Source organism: Microbacterium testaceum, from assembly GCF_003075375.1.
GTDB classification, from domain to species: Bacteria; Actinomycetota; Actinomycetes; order Actinomycetales; family Microbacteriaceae; genus Microbacterium; species Microbacterium testaceum_E.
Genome location: NZ_QDFT01000006.1, coordinates 12,005 through 28,289 on the forward strand (window position 1 = coordinate 12,005; position 16,285 = coordinate 28,289).

13 protein-coding genes are annotated in these 16,285 nt (G+C 71.2%); 7 read left to right on the plus strand and 6 right to left on the minus strand.

Features of this window, described 5'->3' with window-relative positions; all coding sequences use genetic code 11:
* Nucleotides 1-67 precede the first annotated feature (67 nt).
* From DC432_RS03640 to DC432_RS03650, 3 genes are all read right to left on the minus strand, one after another.
* Complete coding sequence (locus DC432_RS03640; protein ID WP_116536731.1) at nt 68-1,063, minus strand: ABC transporter permease; 996 nt, start codon at nt 1,061-1,063, stop codon at nt 68-70.
* Nucleotides 1,063-2,382 carry a quaternary amine ABC transporter ATP-binding protein gene (locus DC432_RS03645; RefSeq protein WP_116536805.1) on the minus strand — a complete coding sequence of 440 codons (1,320 nt, stop codon included), beginning with the start codon at nt 2,380-2,382 and terminating at the stop codon, nt 1,063-1,065. The genes DC432_RS03640 and DC432_RS03645 overlap by 1 nt, the downstream gene beginning before the upstream one ends.
* Nucleotides 2,383-2,753: 371 nt before the next feature.
* Nucleotides 2,754-3,071: a chorismate mutase gene (locus tag DC432_RS03650; protein WP_116536732.1), complete on the minus strand. Its 318-nt coding sequence runs from the start codon at nt 3,069-3,071 to the stop codon at nt 2,754-2,756.
* An 80-nt stretch (nt 3,072-3,151) separates the two neighbouring features.
* On the opposite strand from DC432_RS03650, the gene DC432_RS03655 reads away from it, so the two are divergent.
* Nucleotides 3,152-4,276 (plus strand): AI-2E family transporter, encoded by a 1,125-nt coding sequence (locus DC432_RS03655; protein ID WP_116536733.1) that lies wholly within the window; start codon nt 3,152-3,154, stop codon nt 4,274-4,276.
* Nucleotides 4,277-4,285: 9 nt separating this feature from the next.
* Here DC432_RS03655 and DC432_RS03660 read toward each other — a convergent pair whose 3' ends face one another.
* A complete protein-coding gene (locus tag DC432_RS03660; protein WP_116536734.1) occupies nt 4,286-5,485 on the minus strand; it encodes a lactonase family protein in 1,200 nt (399 codons plus the stop codon).
* Nucleotides 5,485-6,771 (minus strand): adenylosuccinate synthase, encoded by a 1,287-nt coding sequence (locus DC432_RS03665; RefSeq protein WP_108317444.1) that lies wholly within the window; start codon nt 6,769-6,771, stop codon nt 5,485-5,487. The genes DC432_RS03660 and DC432_RS03665 overlap by 1 nt, the downstream gene beginning before the upstream one ends.
* Nucleotides 6,772-6,876: 105 nt before the next feature.
* On the opposite strand from DC432_RS03665, the gene DC432_RS03670 reads away from it, so the two are divergent.
* From DC432_RS03670 to DC432_RS03695, 6 genes are all read left to right on the plus strand, one after another.
* Entirely contained in the window at nt 6,877-7,596 is a 720-nt protein-coding gene (locus DC432_RS03670) for a Pr6Pr family membrane protein (RefSeq protein WP_165801170.1), read from the plus strand.
* A 26-nt stretch (nt 7,597-7,622) separates the two neighbouring features.
* A complete protein-coding gene (locus DC432_RS16835) occupies nt 7,623-8,300 on the plus strand; it encodes a peptidylprolyl isomerase (RefSeq protein WP_270353021.1) in 678 nt (225 codons plus the stop codon).
* Between the two features lie 81 nt (nt 8,301-8,381).
* The gene (gene argG, locus DC432_RS03680) at nt 8,382-9,824 is read left to right on the plus strand and encodes an argininosuccinate synthase (protein ID WP_116536736.1); all 1,443 of its coding nucleotides are present in this window, start codon (nt 8,382-8,384) and stop codon (nt 9,822-9,824) included.
* A 140-nt stretch (nt 9,825-9,964) separates the two neighbouring features.
* Complete coding sequence (locus tag DC432_RS03685) at nt 9,965-10,573, plus strand: TetR/AcrR family transcriptional regulator (RefSeq protein WP_108317441.1); 609 nt, start codon at nt 9,965-9,967, stop codon at nt 10,571-10,573.
* Nucleotides 10,570-11,190, plus strand: coding sequence for a hypothetical protein (locus DC432_RS03690; RefSeq protein WP_108317440.1), 621 nt, complete (start codon nt 10,570-10,572; stop codon nt 11,188-11,190). Before DC432_RS03685 ends, DC432_RS03690 begins: the two co-directional genes overlap by 4 nt.
* The gene (locus DC432_RS03695) at nt 11,187-13,124 is read left to right on the plus strand and encodes a YhgE/Pip family protein (RefSeq protein ID WP_116536737.1); all 1,938 of its coding nucleotides are present in this window, start codon (nt 11,187-11,189) and stop codon (nt 13,122-13,124) included. Before DC432_RS03690 ends, DC432_RS03695 begins: the two co-directional genes overlap by 4 nt.
* 79 nt (nt 13,125-13,203) lie before the next feature.
* Here DC432_RS03695 and DC432_RS16330 read toward each other — a convergent pair whose 3' ends face one another.
* The gene (locus DC432_RS16330; protein ID WP_165801171.1) at nt 13,204-16,125 is read right to left on the minus strand and encodes a LamG-like jellyroll fold domain-containing protein; all 2,922 of its coding nucleotides are present in this window, start codon (nt 16,123-16,125) and stop codon (nt 13,204-13,206) included.
* Nucleotides 16,126-16,285: the final 160 nt, after the last annotated feature.

Here is a 16,285-nt window from a genome sequence, read left to right on the forward strand (position 1 = left end):
CTCCTGCGCGTGAGGTGCCGAGATTGCGCACCTCACGCGCAGAAAGAGGAGACCGGATGCCGAGGGCTCAGCGCCCCGACGACACCGGCGCGCGACGCGGTGACGCCGTCTCGCGCTCGGCCTCGCTCGCGGCATCCGTTGCGGTGGTGTCGACGGACGGTGCGGCGGTGGAGGCGACCGCGGCGGAGCGCGCGGTGCGTCGCCGAGCCAGGACACCCAGCAGAGAGCCGCGGTTGTCGGCCCGATCGCCGAGGGCCGCGGTGAGCCGGTCGAGGTAGACCGCGAGGATGACGACGCTCAAGCCCGCCTCGACGCCCTTGGGCAGGTTGACGGTCGAGATCGATTGCACGACCTCTTTGCCGAGGCCGTCCGCCCCGACGATTCCCGCGACGACCGCCATCGACAGCGCGAGCATGATGACCTGGTTGACGCCCGCCATGATCGTGGGCATCGCGAGGGGCAACTGGATGCCGCGCAGGATCTGCCCGGGGGTCGCCCCGAAGGCGTGTCCGGCCTCGACGGTCTCGGAGTCCACCCCGCGGATGCCGAGCTCGGTCAGACGCACGCCCGGGGGCAGGGCGAAGATGACGGTCGACACCACGCCCGGCACGACGCCGATGCTGAAGAACGTGATCGCGGGGATCAGGTAGACGAAGGCGGGCATCGTCTGCATGAAGTCGAGGATGGGCTTGAGCACGGCGCGGACCGTCGGGTTGCGCGCAGACCAGATGCCCAGCGGCACCGAGATCGCCACCGCGACGACGGTGGCCACCAGCACGAGGGCGAGCGTCTGCATCGCGGTGACCCACTGCCCCATCGCGAGGATGAGGGCGAAGCCGATGACGGTGCCGAGCGCGAGCTTCCATGAGCGCAGCAGCCAGGCCAGCAGCGCCGCGACGACGATCACGACGACGATGGGGGCGGCCAGCAGCACGTCGCTGAGACCGCCGACGAGGAATCGCACGACGACGGCGATCACGTCGAACAGGCCCGAGAGGTTGTCGCGCAGCCAGTCGACCGCGGAGTCGACCCAGACGCCGACGGGGATGCGGAAGCCGTCCATCAGCGCACCGCCTCGTTCTCGACGGCCGGTGCCGCGTCGGCGAGCACCGCGTCGATCTCGGCGGAGGGCAGGGGGTGGGGAAGCACGGTGATCTCCTCGGTGGAGGTGGGGCCGGGGCCGAGGGCGGCGAGGAGCGTGACGCGCGGGATGACCCCGCTCAGGCGTCCGTCCGCGTCGAGCACGGCGAGCGGGAGCGGCGACTCGACCGAGGGGACGAACAGGTCCATGAGCACGTCGTCCTCGCGGACGCTCTGCGGCACCGGCTTCAGCCGCGACAGCAGCGAGTTCTCGCCCGCGCGCACGAGCTTCATGGCATCCCGGTCCGTGACGATGCCGAGGGGTTTGCGATCGCGGTCGGTGACGTAGACGGCCGACATGTAGGCGTCCCGCATCTGGCGCAGCGCCGTGCGCGGGCCGGCCGAGGCGTCGACGCGCGGACGCGGACGCTCCATGACGTTGCCGGCGGTGAGCACGCGGGCGCGGTCGACGTCCTGCACGAACTGCTCGACGTAGTCGTTCGCCGGGTCGGTCAGGATGTCCTCGGGCGTGCCGATCTGCACGATGCGCCCGTCGCGCATGACGGCGATGCGGTCGCCGAGGAACATGGCCTCGTTGAGGTCGTGGGTGATGAAGACAATCGTCTTCTTCAGCGTCCGCTGCAGTTCGAGCAGCTGCTCCTGCATCTCGCGCCGGATGAGCGGGTCGAGGGCGCTGAAGGCCTCGTCCATGAGCAGGATGTCGGTGTCGGCGGCGAGCGCCCGGGCGATGCCGACGCGCTGCTGCATCCCGCCCGAGAGGGCCGAGGGGAGCTTGTCGCCCCAGCCCTCGAGACCCACGAGGGCGAGGATCTCGTCGGCCTTGGCCAGCCGCTCGGCCTTTCCGACGCCGCGCAGTTCGAGGGGGTAGGCGACGTTCGCCGCAACCGTGCGGTGCGGCAGGAGCGCGAAGTGCTGGAAGACCATCGCGAGACGCTCGCGGCGCAGTCCCCGCAGGCGCGCGGAGCCGACGCCGGTCAGGGGGTCGCCCTTCACCTCGACGGTGCCCGCGGTGGCCTCGTGCAGGCCGTTGAGCATGCGGATGATGGTGGACTTGCCCGAGCCGGAGAGGCCCATGATGACGAAGATCTCGCCCGGCTGGACGTCGAAGCTCGCGTCGATGACGGCGGCGGTCCCGAGATCGGAGATCTCGTCGCGGCGCGCCCCGGAACGGAGCTTGTCGACGGCGACCTGCGGTGCTCGCCCGAAGACCTTGAACAGGTTCTTCGCCGAGAGCGCCGGCGCAGAGGGGGTGGAAGCCTGAAGGGCAGGCGGATGGGTCACGGTGTGCACCTCGACGGCCTTCGGGTGGCCGCAGCGGTCACGCCCGGGTGGCAGCCCTCGGCGCTCCGGCGGGGGTGGAGCGCGTCGGCGTCGGACATCGGGTCCCACGCCCAGGCCGCCGACCGTACGCTCGCGACGCGGACTCCCCCGAGTCCGCACCGACGACCGCGGACTGGTCGGGTGGGCGGCCCTCAGCGGGCCTCCACCAACGTTTCACGGTGATGGATCGCCTGGCAAATCACCGCGCGCCTTGAGATTCCGGATGCCGTGTGGCACGCGCGCCCGCGTGCCCCGACGTGGGGGGCACCCGGCGGATCCTGCCCCGAGGAGTCGGCCCGGGCGTGTCGTCTCGTCCGGTCGTGCGGATCGCGTCAGCCTGCGGCGGACTCCCCCGCGGGCTCCGACGCGGCGGATCGGTGGTGACGGATGACCTCGGCGACCACGAAGTTGAACCACTTCTCGGCGAACACCGGATCGAGGTCGGCCTGCTCGGCGAGCTGGACGAGGCGCGCGATCTGCTGCTCTTCGCGAGTGGGGTCGGATGCCGGCATCCCGTGCTTCGCCTTGAGGACGCCGACCTGCTTCGTGCAACGGAATCGCTCGGCGAGCAGGAAGATGAGCGCGGCGTCGATGTTGTCGATGCTGCCGCGCAGCCCCTGCAGGATGGTCGAGGCATCGGCGTCGGTCATTGGTCCTCCCAGATCGCTCCGACCCTACCGCGCCGCGTGGGGCCGCACGTGCCTCTCACAGGGAGTCCTACAGTGTGACCATGAGCCGATCGACGCGCCCCGACCCCACCGCAGCCGGTGCCGACGCCGGGGCCGCCACCACCCGCGACAAGCCGGTCTGGTCGGCGCTCGCGCGTCCGTACGCGGCGGGCTTCTTCCTGACGCTCGGCGGGTTGACGGCGTTCCTGCTGGCCCTCGCGTTGGGCAAGCTGTCGACGGTCCTCATCTACATCGCGATCGCGCTGTTCGTCGCCCTCGCCCTGGACCCGATCATGCGGTTCCTCGTGCGCCGCGGACTGTCGCGCGCGTGGTCGATCGTGATCGTCTTCGGCGGTCTCGCCCTCATCCTCGCCGGCGCTCTGTGGCTGCTCATCCCGCCCGTCGTGCGGCAGGTCGAGCAGTTCATCGGCGACATCCCCTCGTTCGTCAACGACCTCATCGACAGCGACGCGGTGCGCTGGGTGGAGCAGAACTTCGGCGACAGCCTGGGCGACGTCCTGCAAGAGGTCCAGGGCTTCGTCACCAACCCCGCGAACATCGCCGCGATCGGCGGCGGTCTGCTGCAGGTGGGTATCGGGATCGGCGAGTTCATCTCGGGCGCGATCATCGTGCTGGTGCTGAGCCTGTACTTCTTGGCATCCCTTCCCCGCATGAAGAACAGCCTCGTGCGCCTGACCCCCGCTCGCAGCCGCGAGACGGTCGCCGACATGACCGGCCAGATCACCGAGTCCGTGGGTGGCTACCTCGCCGGCATGGTGGTGCTGGCGCTGTGCAACGCGGTGTTCGCGTTCATCGTCCTGACGATCCTGCAGCAGCCGTTCGCCGCCCTGCTCGCGGCCCTCGCCTTCGGCATCACCCTGATCCCCCTGGTGGGTTCGGTGCTGTTCTGGGCGACCGCGACGGTGTTCACCCTGATCGTGAACCCGACCGCGGGACTCATCTTCGCGATCGTCTACCTCGTCTACATGCAGATCGAGGCATACATCCTGACGCCGCGCGTGATGAACCGCACGATCTCGATCCCGGGAGCGCTCGTCGTCATCGGAGCGCTCGTCGGCGGCACCCTGCTGGGGCTGCTGGGGGCGCTCGTCGCAATCCCGGTGACGGCATCGGTCCTGCTGATCATCAAGCAGATCGTCATCCCCCGACAGGATGCCAAGAAGTAGCTCCTCGCGTCAGCGCGTGGGCAGCAGACGCGTCGGCGACGGCGACGCCGTGCGGTGACGTACGCGTCCGGGAACCCCGGTGCGGGCGTCCAGCGGCAGCGAGACGATCTCGTGGGCCAGCTGCCCCGCGACCAGGAGCGTGTCGTCGACGACGACGTGGTGACGCGGCCAGTGCGTGCCGGTCTCGGCCAAGGCGAGCAGTTGCAACTGTTCGCCCGCGCCGCGCACCGACAGCACACCCACGGTGTCGCTGCCGCGCACGCCCGCGTACAGCGTGCTGCCGTCGCGGCTCGTGCACAGCTCGGCCGCGGTGTCGGTGTCGAGCGTGCCGAGCAGGGGCTCGCCCGACCGCACGTGCCAGCGCCCCTCGCGGTCGGGAGCGAGCACGAACACCTCGCGACTCAGCTCGGTGACGACGTACAGGTGACCCGAGGGATGCCAGACCCCGTGCCGCGGCCCGCTGCCCTTCGGCAGTACGACGTCCTGCACCGGGCTCAGGCCCTGCGAGGAGTGCCGCCAGATGCGGACGAGGTCGAGACCCATGTCGGTGGTCGCCACGAGACCGCGAGGCAGGAAGATCGCCTGGTGGGCGCGTGAGACCCGAGCCCCGGCCATGGCCTCTTCGCTCTCGGCGTCGGTCTCGGGCACATCGTCGTAGGCCGGGATGAGGTGCGAGAACTCGTCTCCCGCAGCGTCGCGCAGGGCGCGGGCCGCAGCGGCCAGATCCGGGACGACCGCGCCCGACACGCGCGCCCCCGTCGACACGGCGCCCTCGTCGGACGGGGAGCCGTGGGGATCGGCGGCTTCTGCGGCGGCGACGGGGTTCGAGGGGCGGCCCGCGGCATCCAGGTCGACGCGCACCACCCGCCCGTCGCCCCAGCAGCTGGCGATCAGGGACGACGCGTCGGGCGAGACGGCGATGTGGCACACCGCGTCCCCGACGGGGACGGGGGCTCCGACGCGCGTCAGGCGGGTGTCGGCGGTGCGGCGATACGCCTGCACGGTGCCGTCGAACTCGAGGGCCGCGTACAGCAGGTCGTGCACGGGGTGGGCGGCGATCCACGAGGGCGAGCCCGGCGCCGCCACCGCGGTGCCGACCATGCCCAGCGGACCGCCGGCCCCGGGGGCCTCGGCTTCGCCGGCCTGCAGGATGCCGATGCCCTCGGCCGCCCCGTTGTCGGGGGCGTAGGCGCCGACCCAGAAGCGCATCAGTCGATGAGGTCGTGGCGCACGATCACCTGGTCGCGGGCGGGGCCCACGCCGATGACCGAGATGCGGGTGCCGCTCATCTTCTCGAGCGCGAGCACGTAGTCCTGCGCGGTCTGCGGCAGGTCGTCGAAGGTGCGGGCGGTCGAGATGTCCTCGCTCCAGCCGGGGTAGTACTCGAGGATCGGCTTGGCGTGGTGGAAGTCGGTCTGGTTGACCGGCAGGTCGTCGTACCGCTCGCCGTCGACGTCGTACGCGACGCAGACCGGGATCTGCTCGAGACCGCCGAGGATGTCGAGCTTGGTGAGCACGAGGTCGGTGATGCCGTTGATGCGCGTGGCGTAGCGGGTGATGGGCGCGTCGTACCAGCCGACGCGGCGGGGGCGGCCGGTGGTGGTGCCGAACTCGAAGCCGCGCGAGCGCAGCCACTCGCCGCTCTCGTCGAACAGCTCGGTCGGGAACGGACCCGAGCCCACGCGCGTCGTGTACGCCTTGACGATGCCGACGATGCGGTCGAGACGGTTGGGTCCGACCCCCGAGCCGGTCGCGGCGCCGCCGGCCGTCGCCGACGACGACGTCACGAACGGGTAGGTGCCGTGGTCGACGTCGAGCATGGTGGCCTGGCCTCCCTCGAACACGACGACGTCGCCGGCCTCGAGCGCGTCGTTGAGCAGCAGCGAGGTGTCGGCGACCATGGGGCGCACGCGCTCGGCGTACGCCAGCAGGTCGTCGACGATCTCGTCGGCCGTGATGGAGCGACGGTTGAAGATCTTGACCAGCAGGTGGTTCTTCTGGTCGAGGGCGCCCTCGACCTTCTGGCGCAGGATGTTCTCGTCGAACAGGTCCTGCACGCGGATGCCGACGCGGTTGATCTTGTCGGCGTACGCCGGGCCGATGCCGCGACCGGTGGTGCCGATCATGCGCTTGCCCAGGAAGCGCTCGGTGACCTTGTCGAGCGTGCGGTGGTACTGCGTGATGATGTGCGCGTTGGCGCTGATCTTCAGGCGGCTGGTGTCGAGGCCGCGCGCGTTGAGCGCCTCGAGCTCGTTGAACAGCACCTCGAGGTCGACGACGACGCCGTTGCCGATCACGGGCGTCACACCCGGGGACAGGATGCCGCTGGGCAGCAGGTGCAGCGCGTACTTCTCGTCGCCGATGACGACGGTGTGACCGGCGTTGTTGCCGCCGTTGAACTTCACCACCCAGTCGGTGCGCTCACCGAGCAGGTCGGTGGCCTTGCCCTTGCCTTCGTCGCCCCACTGGACGCCGACGATCACGATTCCGGGCATGTGCGCTCCTCGCGTCTGATTCCGGCGGTACACCCCATCCTATCGAGCGGGTCGGACACGTCCCGCGGCCTGCCCGCGCGCGCCGCGGCTCACTACCCTGGAGCGATGACGAGAACGACGGGCTGGGCCCTGGGCTGGAACGTCGCCCGCGCGGTGGCGGCGGGGGCGATCGTGGTGGCCGTCGTGGCGCAGTTCGTCTCGTCGGCATCGGGCGCCGCCGCGGCGGGTCGCGACGTGGCGACTACGGTGGCCAACTTCTTCAGCTTCTTCACGATCCTCTCCAACGTCTCGGCGGCGGTCGTACTGCTGCTGCTGGCGATGCGGCACCTCCGCCGACGGCGATCCCTCCGCGACCCCGCCGAGGTCGATCCGCCCGCCCTCGCGGCCGCACTGGCGTACGTGTCGACCTACATGATCGTCACCGGCGTGGTCTACAACCTGCTGTTGCGGGGGCTGCCGCTGCAGCCCGAGACGGTCGGCTGGTCGAACGAGATCCTGCACGTCTGGGGCCCGCTGTTCCTGCTGCTGGACGTGCTGTTCGGTGCGGGTCGGCGCCGCCTGCCGTGGGCCGCGGCGCTCGGCGCGGCGGTCTTCCCCATCGCGTGGATCGTCTACACGCTGCTGCGCGCGCCCCTCATCACCAACCCCACCACGGGGGCCCCGTACTGGTACCCCTACCCGTTCCTCGACCCGAACACCGGCGGCTGGTCGAGCGTGGTCGTCTACATCGTCGTGATCGCCATCGGGATCGTCGCCCTGGCGTTCGGCATCGTCGCGATCGGACGGGCACGCGGCATCCGGATGCCGCGAACCCTGCCCGCCTGAGCGGACCTGCCCCTACCCTGGTGAGCGTGCGTACGCGACTGATCTCGGCGGCAGTGGCCGCCTCCGCCCTGCTCCTGCTCGCCGGCTGCGCGGGAACCACCGCGACCGGGACCGCCCCGTCCTCCAGCCCCACGGCGACGGCGGCCGCGTCCGGCGACTGCTCGTTCGAGGCGTCGGGCCAGCCCGCGGTCGACGTGACCCCGCCCGCCGCGGACACCGAGCGCCCGAGCGGTCAGGTGCAGGCCGTCCTGCAGACCTCGGCCGGAGAGATCCCCCTCACCCTCACCGGCGAGCGCACCCCGTGCACGGTCGAGAGCTTCGTCTCGCTCGCCCAGCAGCAGTACTTCAGCAACACCGAGTGCCACCGCCTCACCACGCAGGGCATCTTCGTCCTGCAGTGCGGCGACCCCACCGGCACCGGACGCGGCGGCCCGGGCTACCGGTTCGCCGATGAGCTCGACGGCGGCGAGACGTACCCGGCCGGCACGGTCGCGATGGCCAACGCCGGTCCCGACACCAACGGATCGCAGTTCTTCCTCGTGTACGAGGACACCCCGCTGCCGCCCAAGTACACGGTGTTCGGGCAGATGTCGCCCGAGGGCCTCGCGGTCGTGCAGTCCATCGCCGCCGCCGGCACCGCGGGCGGGACGGCGGACGGCGCCCCCGCGACCCCCGTGACGATCACGGGAGTGACGGTCGGCTGACCCTCCTCCCCCGGGCTCGCGGGGACGCCGACCGTGTCCTCGGGTCGGGTGTCGGCATCCCTCCGCTCTAGAATCGAGGGCATGTCCAAGGTCCTGCAGTCCCTTCCCGTCGGCGAGCGCGTCGGCATCGCCTTCTCGGGTGGTCTCGACACCTCCGTGGCCGTCGCGTGGATGCGCGACAAGGGCGCGGTGCCCTGCACCTACACGGGCGACCTCGGTCAGTACGACGAAGACGACATCGCCTCGATCCCCGGCCGTGCCACGCAGTACGGCGCCGAGATCTCGCGCCTGGTCGACTGCAAGACCGCGCTGGTCGAAGAGGGCTTCGTCGCCCTCGCCTGCGGTGCCTTCCACATCCGCTCGGGTGGTCGCACGTACTTCAACACCACGCCCCTGGGCCGCGCGGTCACCGGCACCCTCCTGGTGCGCGCCATGAAAGAAGACGGCGTCGACATCTGGGGCGACGGCTCCACCTATAAGGGCAACGACATCGAGCGGTTCTACCGCTACGGCCTGCTCGCCAACCCCGCCCTGCGCATCTACAAGCCCTGGCTCGACGCCGACTTCGTCACCGAGCTGGGCGGGCGCAAAGAGATGAGCGAGTGGCTCGTCGCGCACGACTTCCCCTACCGCGACAGCGCCGAGAAGGCCTATTCGACGGATGCCAACATCTGGGGCGCCACGCACGAGGCCAAGACCCTCGAGCACCTCGACGTGTCGCTCGAGATCGTCGAGCCCATCATGGGCGTGCGCTTCTGGGACCCGGCGGTCGAGATCGAGACCGAGGACGTCACCGTCGAGTTCGAGGCCGGCCGACCGGTCGCGATCAACGGCACGCGCTTCGACGACCCGGTCGCCCTGGTGCGCGAGGCGAACACGATCGGTGGACGCCACGGCCTCGGCATGAGCGACCAGATCGAGAACCGCATCATCGAGGCCAAGTCGCGCGGCGTCTACGAGGCCCCCGGCATGGCGCTGCTGTTCCTCACCTACGAGCGCCTGGTCAACAGCATCCTGAACGAGGACACCCTCGCGACGTATCACGAGCAGGGTCGTCGCCTCGGTCGGCTCATGTACGAGGGCCGTTGGCTCGAGCCGCAGTCGCTCATGCTGCGCGAGTCGATCCAGAAGTGGGTCGGTTCGACGATCACGGGCTCTGTCACCGTGCGCCTGCGCCGCGGCGAGGACTACACGATCCTCGACACCGTGGCATCCGGCATGTCGTACTCGCCCGAGAAGCTGTCGATGGAGCGCGTCGGCGACGCCGCGTTCGGCCCGGTCGACCGCATCGGTCAGCTGACCATGCGCAACCTCGACATCGCCGACTCGCGCGCGCGCCTCGAGCAGTACGCCGGTCTCGGCCTGATCGGTGGTCCGACGGGCGAGCTCGTCGGCGACGTGGCCGTCGGCGGAGCGCAAGAGATCATCGAGCCCGCCGCTCCCCTGAGCGCCGACGGCGAGCGCCTCGCCGAGGCAACGGATGCCGCGGGCGAGGGCGCCGCCTTCGACTCCGGCACCGACTGACCCCGGCTTCCCCGACGAGAGCCCGCGACGCCCCGGCGACGCGGGCTCTCTCGCGTCCGGTCCCGCGCCCGGTCTCCCCCGCCGACCCCCTCCGATTAAGTTGCACACATGCGTGCACTTTCGGCGTACACTGGTCGATCGTGAGTACACCCGCCCGCCGCCGCGACGCCGTCGAGAACCGCGCCGGCATCCTCGACGCGGCCACCGCCGCCATCGGTCACGACCCCCGCGCCTCGATCGACACGATCGCCCGCCGCGCAGGTCTCTCGCGCCGCGCCCTCTACGGGCACTTCGACGACCGCAACGCGATCGTCCGCGAGGTCATCGCGGCCGGCGCCGCCCGCTTCAACGCGATCGCCGACGACGTCGACGACGCCGATTCCCGCGTGGCGCTGGCTCGCCTGGCATCCGAGCTGTGGGCCGAAGCCGCGCACGTCCAGGCCGCCGCCGCCCTCGCACTCGACGACGCGCACCTGCCCGAGACCTCGGCCGCCCTCGCCCCGCTCCGCCGTCGGATCGACGCGATCGTCCGCCGCGGCCAAGAAGAGGGGCAGCTGCGCACCGACCTTCCCGCTCCGACGCTGTCGCGCCTGCTCGAAGAGACCGGTCGCATGGTCGTGTCCCGGGTGGATGCCGAATCCTCCACCGCCCGCTCCATCGCCGTCTGCGCCGTGCTCGGCATGGCCGGCCTGTCGTGGACCGAAGCCCGTGCCCTGCTCGCCGAGCACCCCGATCTGGAGGCGCGATGAGAATCGTCCTGCACGACGTCAGCAAGGGCCGGGCGCTGCCCGAGACCTCGACCGCGTACGAGACGGGGACGGCGACCCTGGTGGTCGCCGAGACCGAACAGCGCCCCACGGTGCTCGGCCTCGTGGCCTCGGGCCGCATGAAGGTCGACGGCGGGTCGGTCACCATCGACGGGCGCGCCGACCGCGGCGCGATCCGCCGACGGGTCGCCCTGGTCGACGCCCCCATCGTGTCCGAACCCGAGTCGAACGTCACGGTCACGGGCGTCGTCGCCGAAGAGCTGATGTTCGCCGGTCGCGCCCCGTCGCCGTTCGCGGCGGCGCGCTGGCTCGAGGGTCTGGGACTCGACGGTCTCGCCGGCACGGCGATCGGCGACGTCGCTCCCGCCGCGCGCATCCGTCTGCTGCTCGAGCTCGCAGCACTGCGCGCGGACGTCGAGGGGCTCGTCCTCGTCGCGCCCGACCGTCACGGCGGCGAGCCCACCGCGTGGTGGCGGATCGCGCGCGAGTTCGCCGAGCGCGGGTACGCCGTGCTCGTGGTCGCCGGCCAGGCGTCGCACACGGCCCTCGCCACCTCTCCCGACACCGCCCTCGACACCGCCGAGGAGAACGCGCGATGAAGATCCCCCAGATGATCACGGCCGAGCTGCGCCGCCTCACGTCCACCCGCATGTCCGTGCTCGCGCTCGTGGCGCTCGTCGCCGTGCCCATCCTGTACGGCGGCCTGTACCTGTGGGCCAATCAGGACCCCTACGGAAACCTCTCGAGCGTTCCCGTGGCCCTCGTCGTCGACGATCGCGGTGCCGAGGTCAACGGCCAGCAGCGCAATCTGGGCGACGAAGCCGCCGAGCAGCTGCTCGACAGCGACACCTTCGAGTGGCACCGCGTCTCGGGCGAACAGGCCGACGCCGGCCTGCAGGCGGGCGACTTCGACTTCGTGGTCACCCTGCCCGCCGACTTCACCGACGCCGTGGCCTCGCTCTCGAGCGCGAACCCGCGTCAGGCCGACATCGAGCTGCGCACCAACGACGCCAACAACTACCTCGCGTCGACGATCGGTACGCAGGCGGTCGCGCGCATCCAGGCGTCGGTCGCGCAGAAGGTCGTCGACGAGGCCGGTCTGACCCTGCTCGACGCCCTGCACACGATCCGGGTGAGCCTGGTGGATGCCACGACCGGCGCCACCCAGCTCGTCGACGGCCTGGGCACGGCCAAGGACGGCTCCGCGCAGCTGGCGAGCGGGTCCACGACCCTCGCCGACGGTGCGTCGCAGCTCGCCGACGGCAACGCGCAGCTGTCGGCCGGCGCGAACCAGCTGCGGGACGGAACGGCGCAGCTGAGCGACGGCGCCGCGCGCGTGGCGGACGGCGCGCAGCAGGTCGCGGGCGGGGTCGACCGCATCGACGCCGCCGCCCGGCAGGTGGGCTCGGTCGCCGGCGACGCCGCCGCGCAGCTTCCCCAGGCGCGGGCCGACATTGCCGCGGCCCTCGCGAACGCCGGTCTCGACCAGGCCCGCATCGACGAGATCCTGTCTCGTCTGGACCCGGTCGGCCAGCGCCTCGAGGCCGCCAACGGCCGCGTGCAGGACACGGTGAACCAGATCAATCAGCTCGACGACGGCGCCCGCCAGGTCGCCGCCGGCAGTGCCACCGTCGCCTCGGGCGCGGCGACGGCGGCCGACGGGGCCTCGGCTCTCGCCGACGGTGCCGCGACCGCGGCATCCGGAGCCTCGGCACTGCGCGATGGATCGGCGCAGCTGCGCGACGGCGCGACCCGGCTCGACGGCGGTATCGGCCAGCTCCAGAGCGGGGCGACGCAGCTGCGCGACGGACTCGCCTCGGGTGTGGAGCAGATCCCCGACACCGACGACGCCACCCGTCAGGCGCAGGCCGACGCGATCAGCGACCCCGTGGCGGTGGGCACGAGCTCGGTGACCAAGGCGCAGAACTACGGCGCGGGTCTGGCGCCGTTCTTCGCCGCGCTGGCCGGGTGGATCGGCATCTACGCGCTGTTCCTCATCGTCAAGCCGGTGTCCAAGCGTGCGGTCACGGCGCTGCGCTCCCCCGTCCGCGTGACGCTCGCGGGGTGGCTGACCCCCGCGGGCCTCGGCGCACTGCAGATGGTGGGGCTGTTCACGGTGCTCGCCGTCGCGCTGCAGTTCTCGTTCGCGAACCCCTGGGCGGCGCTCGGCATCCTGCTGTTCGCCTCGGCGACGTACGCGGCGATCGTGCTCGCACTGAACGTGTGGCTCGGCTCGGTGGGGCAGTTCCTGGGGCTCGTGCTCATGGTGCTGCAGTTGGTGACGGCGGGCGGTACGTTCCCGTGGCAGACGCTTCCCGCCCCGCTGGCGGCCCTGCATCACGTGCTCCCGATGGGATACGTGGTGGATGCCATGCGCCAGGTGATGTACGGCGGCGACGTCTCGCGGGTCGGTTCCGACCTGCTGGTCCTCGGCGCGTGGATGGTCGGCGGCGTGCTGGTCGCGGCGATCGGCGTGACCCGGATGACGCATCACCGGACGCTCCGCGATCTGCAGCCGAGCCTGATCGGCTGAGTCCGCGGCTCGTCGCGAAACGACTCCGCCCGTGGGGTGACCGTCCGGTCGCCCCACGGGCGGAGTGTTTCACGTGGCGTCAGTTCGCGCGGCGACGGCTGCGCAGGCTCCAGGCGATCCCTCCGCCTACGAGCAGGAAGGCGCCGAGCAGACCCGCACCGAGCGCCGGCTGCGCACCGGTGGCGGCGAGCGTGCCCTTGGTCACGACCGTCAACGGCAGGCGTGCGATCACGGTCGCGTCCGCGCCCGTGACGATCACCGTGTGCGCACCGGCCGCGAAGTCGGCCGGAACGCGCACGTCGAAGTCGACGCGGCCCGCGGCGTCGGCAGCGGGGATGCCGGTGATGCGCACGGGCTCGCTGTGCAGCTCGGCGGACACCTGCTCTCCGGCCTGCAGTCCGCTGATGGTCACGCGAACGGTACCGCCGCGCTCGACCGTCGAGGCCGAGAGCGTCGCGAGCGGACGGACCGCGGGAGACGCCGTGGGAGCGGTGGTCGCCGTGGCGGTCGGGCCCGCGGTGACGGTGGGCGTGGCGGTCGCGGTCGGCGTGGACGTCGCGGTCGGGTTGGCCGTCGCCGTCTGGCTGGCCGTCGCGGTCGGGCTGGCCGTCGGCGAAGCCGTCGGGCTGCTCGTCGGCGACACCGTGGGGCTGCTCGTCGGCGACGGCGTGGTGCCCGTCACGACCACCGTCGCGGTCACGATGATCGCGGTGGTCGAGCGGGGGGTGCGGTCCGGCGCGTTGTACGCGACCGAGCCGTCACGACCGACCCAGTCGTTGTCGTTGGCGCCGATGCTGCGCACCGTTCCCGTCACGACGTACGAACCCGCCTGCGACGCGTCGACGCCCGAGGTGTCCCACTCCACCGGCAGCGACGAGACACCGCGACCGTAGGCGGTGGTGACCTCGGCCGTCTTCGGCAGTGACGACTGCACGTCGGCGCCGGTGCGAATCTCGGTCGAACCCAGGTCGGCCTTCACCGCCGCCACGGCGTCCGCCGCGCGGACGCGGTCGTAGTCGGCACGGGTGAGGTCGAGGATGCCGCCGTGCTTGGTGTGCGGAGGCATGTAGTAGTCGGGGCTCTGCAGCACCGAGAACCCGGCATCCAGATCGTTCGTGGTCATCGGCTTGTAGCCGACGGTCGGGATGACGTCGACGTAGAGGTACCACTGGTCCGCGTCGTTGCGCTTGAACCCGGCCGGTCCCTCGACGCCACCCGCGTTGCCCCCGGCCCAGGACGCACCGATGCGCTCCTGCACGCGGGTCCACGCGGTGCCGCTCTTCCACCAGGTCGCCGAGGTGGTGGCATCCATGTAGATGCCCTTGCCCTGGGCGTTGTCCTTGGTGACGCGGTAGGTCTTGCCGTCGTGCTGGATGAGCGTGGTGTCGATGGTTTCGCCGCCGTCGTCGACGAACACGCCGCCGTAGGCGTACGAGGCCTGCGTGAAGTCGGAGGTCGATCCCCACAGGATCCGGCTGTATCCGGGCTGCGCGGCACCCTGGTCGTACACCTTCGACGACCAGTACACGACGAAGGAGCCGTTGCCGTTGCCGTCGAAGTCCGGCACCCACGTGGCTTCGGGTGCCCAGGCCATGCCCAGTCGAGGCGCGGGCGGTGCCACGTCGAGCTGGCGGGGAGCGGACCACGTCACGAGGTCGTCCGACTGCCAGACGACCAGCTTGGTGCTGCCCTGGCTCGACCAGTAGCACCACTCGACGCAGCCGTTCGCGCCGCGGTCGCCGCCGAAGACCCGCAGGTCGGTGGCGATGATGTAGTACGTGCCGGTCTCGGGGTTGCGGGTGATGTACGGGTCGCGAACGCCCGTGGTTCCCAGGGCGGATGCCAGGATCGGCTTACCGCCGTTGAGGGGGTCCCACTGCTCGGCGTCGTTGCCGCGCGAGACGTCGAGGTAGATCTTCTCGGCGTACCCCTGCGCGTCCTCGATGAAGTGGACCATGAGGTAGCCGTAGGGATCGGTCGCTGCAGCCGCGGGCTGCACGCGCGCGGTGATCCGGCGCGTGGCCTTCACGCCCCGCACCTCCGCGGTCGCGGTCAGGGCCACGTCGCGGCTCGGCTCACCCGCGGCGGGCTGCGCGAGCGTCAGGGTGCGTCCGTCGGCGCCGATCGACGCCGACGGGTCGGTGGTCGACCACGTGACCGCACCGCCCGCATCGGGCAGGGTCGTCACGGAATCCGTGACCGCGATCGGGTCGTCGAGCTGCGCGAGGCTCCGCTCGGCGTAGCCGGCGAGGGCGGCGGCGTGCTGCTGCGCGTCGGTGTCGCTGACCGTCGCGACCTCGGTGGCGCTGAGCGCACGGTCGTACACGCGGAAGCTCGACACGGCCCCCTTGAACAGCGGATCCGGCCACGGCGAGCGCCCGATCGTGTTCAGGCTCTGATCGGTGAGGGATGCCGGCGTGAGGGCGGTCTGCGCGGTCGCGGCGAGCGCGCCGTCGATGTAGAACGACAGCGTGTCCGTGGTCCCGTCGAGGACGGTCGTCAGGGAGTACCACCGGTCGGCGTCGAGGTTGATCGTGGATCGCGCGTTCACTTCGCCGCCACCGGATCCGGTGGTGATCGCGGAACGGGCGGAATCGCGGACGCTCGTGAAGAAGTAGGACTGGTTGCCGTCGTTGCCGATGTTCCAGAGGAAGTTGAAGGAGTCCTTCATGCTCTGGTCGATCTTGACCTCGGTCGTGATCGTCGCGGCTTCTTCTCCGACGAGGAGGTTCTGAGGCAGTCGCACCCAGTTGCCCGCGGAGCCCTTGGCCCCACCGGTGAAGGTCAGCCCACCATCGGCCCACTGGGTGTCGTTCGCGTTCTCGACCGACGCGGCGCCGAACGAGGAGCCGGTCGCCAGGTTGGACACCGAGGATCCGGTCGTCTGATCGAAGCGGTAATCGACGAGCAGGCCGTCCGTTGGGGCGGCGGCCACAGCGGCGCCGACAGGGGCGATCACGGCCGCGCCGATCACGGCGGCGGCGAGGGTCGCGGCGAGCACGCCTCGTTTCGTCGCGGAGCGGCGTGGCCGGCGTTCGGGCGCGCCGGCACTTTCAGGGATAGGGGGCATCGTCACTTCCTCGTCACGTGGGGGTCCCGCGTCGGACCTCGGAGAGGAGCATATTGTGAGCGCTCACAATCGGCAACCGTCATCCCGGCGC

Coding starts and splice junctions, on each gene's coding strand:
- DC432_RS03640 (WP_116536731.1), bottom strand. CDS start 1,063: ATGGACGGCTTCCGCATCCCCGTCGGCGTCTGGGTCGACTCCGCGGTC.
- DC432_RS03650 (WP_116536732.1), bottom strand. CDS start 3,071: ATGACCGACGCCGATGCCTCGACCATCCTGCAGGGGCTGCGCGGCAGC.
- DC432_RS03655 (WP_116536733.1), top strand. CDS start 3,152: ATGAGCCGATCGACGCGCCCCGACCCCACCGCAGCCGGTGCCGACGCC.
- DC432_RS03660 (WP_116536734.1), bottom strand. CDS start 5,485: ATGCGCTTCTGGGTCGGCGCCTACGCCCCCGACAACGGGGCGGCCGAG.
- DC432_RS03665 (WP_108317444.1), bottom strand. CDS start 6,771: ATGCCCGGAATCGTGATCGTCGGCGTCCAGTGGGGCGACGAAGGCAAG.
- DC432_RS03670 (WP_165801170.1), top strand. CDS start 6,877: ATGACGAGAACGACGGGCTGGGCCCTGGGCTGGAACGTCGCCCGCGCG.
- argG (WP_116536736.1), top strand. CDS start 8,382: ATGTCCAAGGTCCTGCAGTCCCTTCCCGTCGGCGAGCGCGTCGGCATC.
- DC432_RS03690 (WP_108317440.1), top strand. CDS start 10,570: ATGAGAATCGTCCTGCACGACGTCAGCAAGGGCCGGGCGCTGCCCGAG.
- DC432_RS03695 (WP_116536737.1), top strand. CDS start 11,187: ATGAAGATCCCCCAGATGATCACGGCCGAGCTGCGCCGCCTCACGTCC.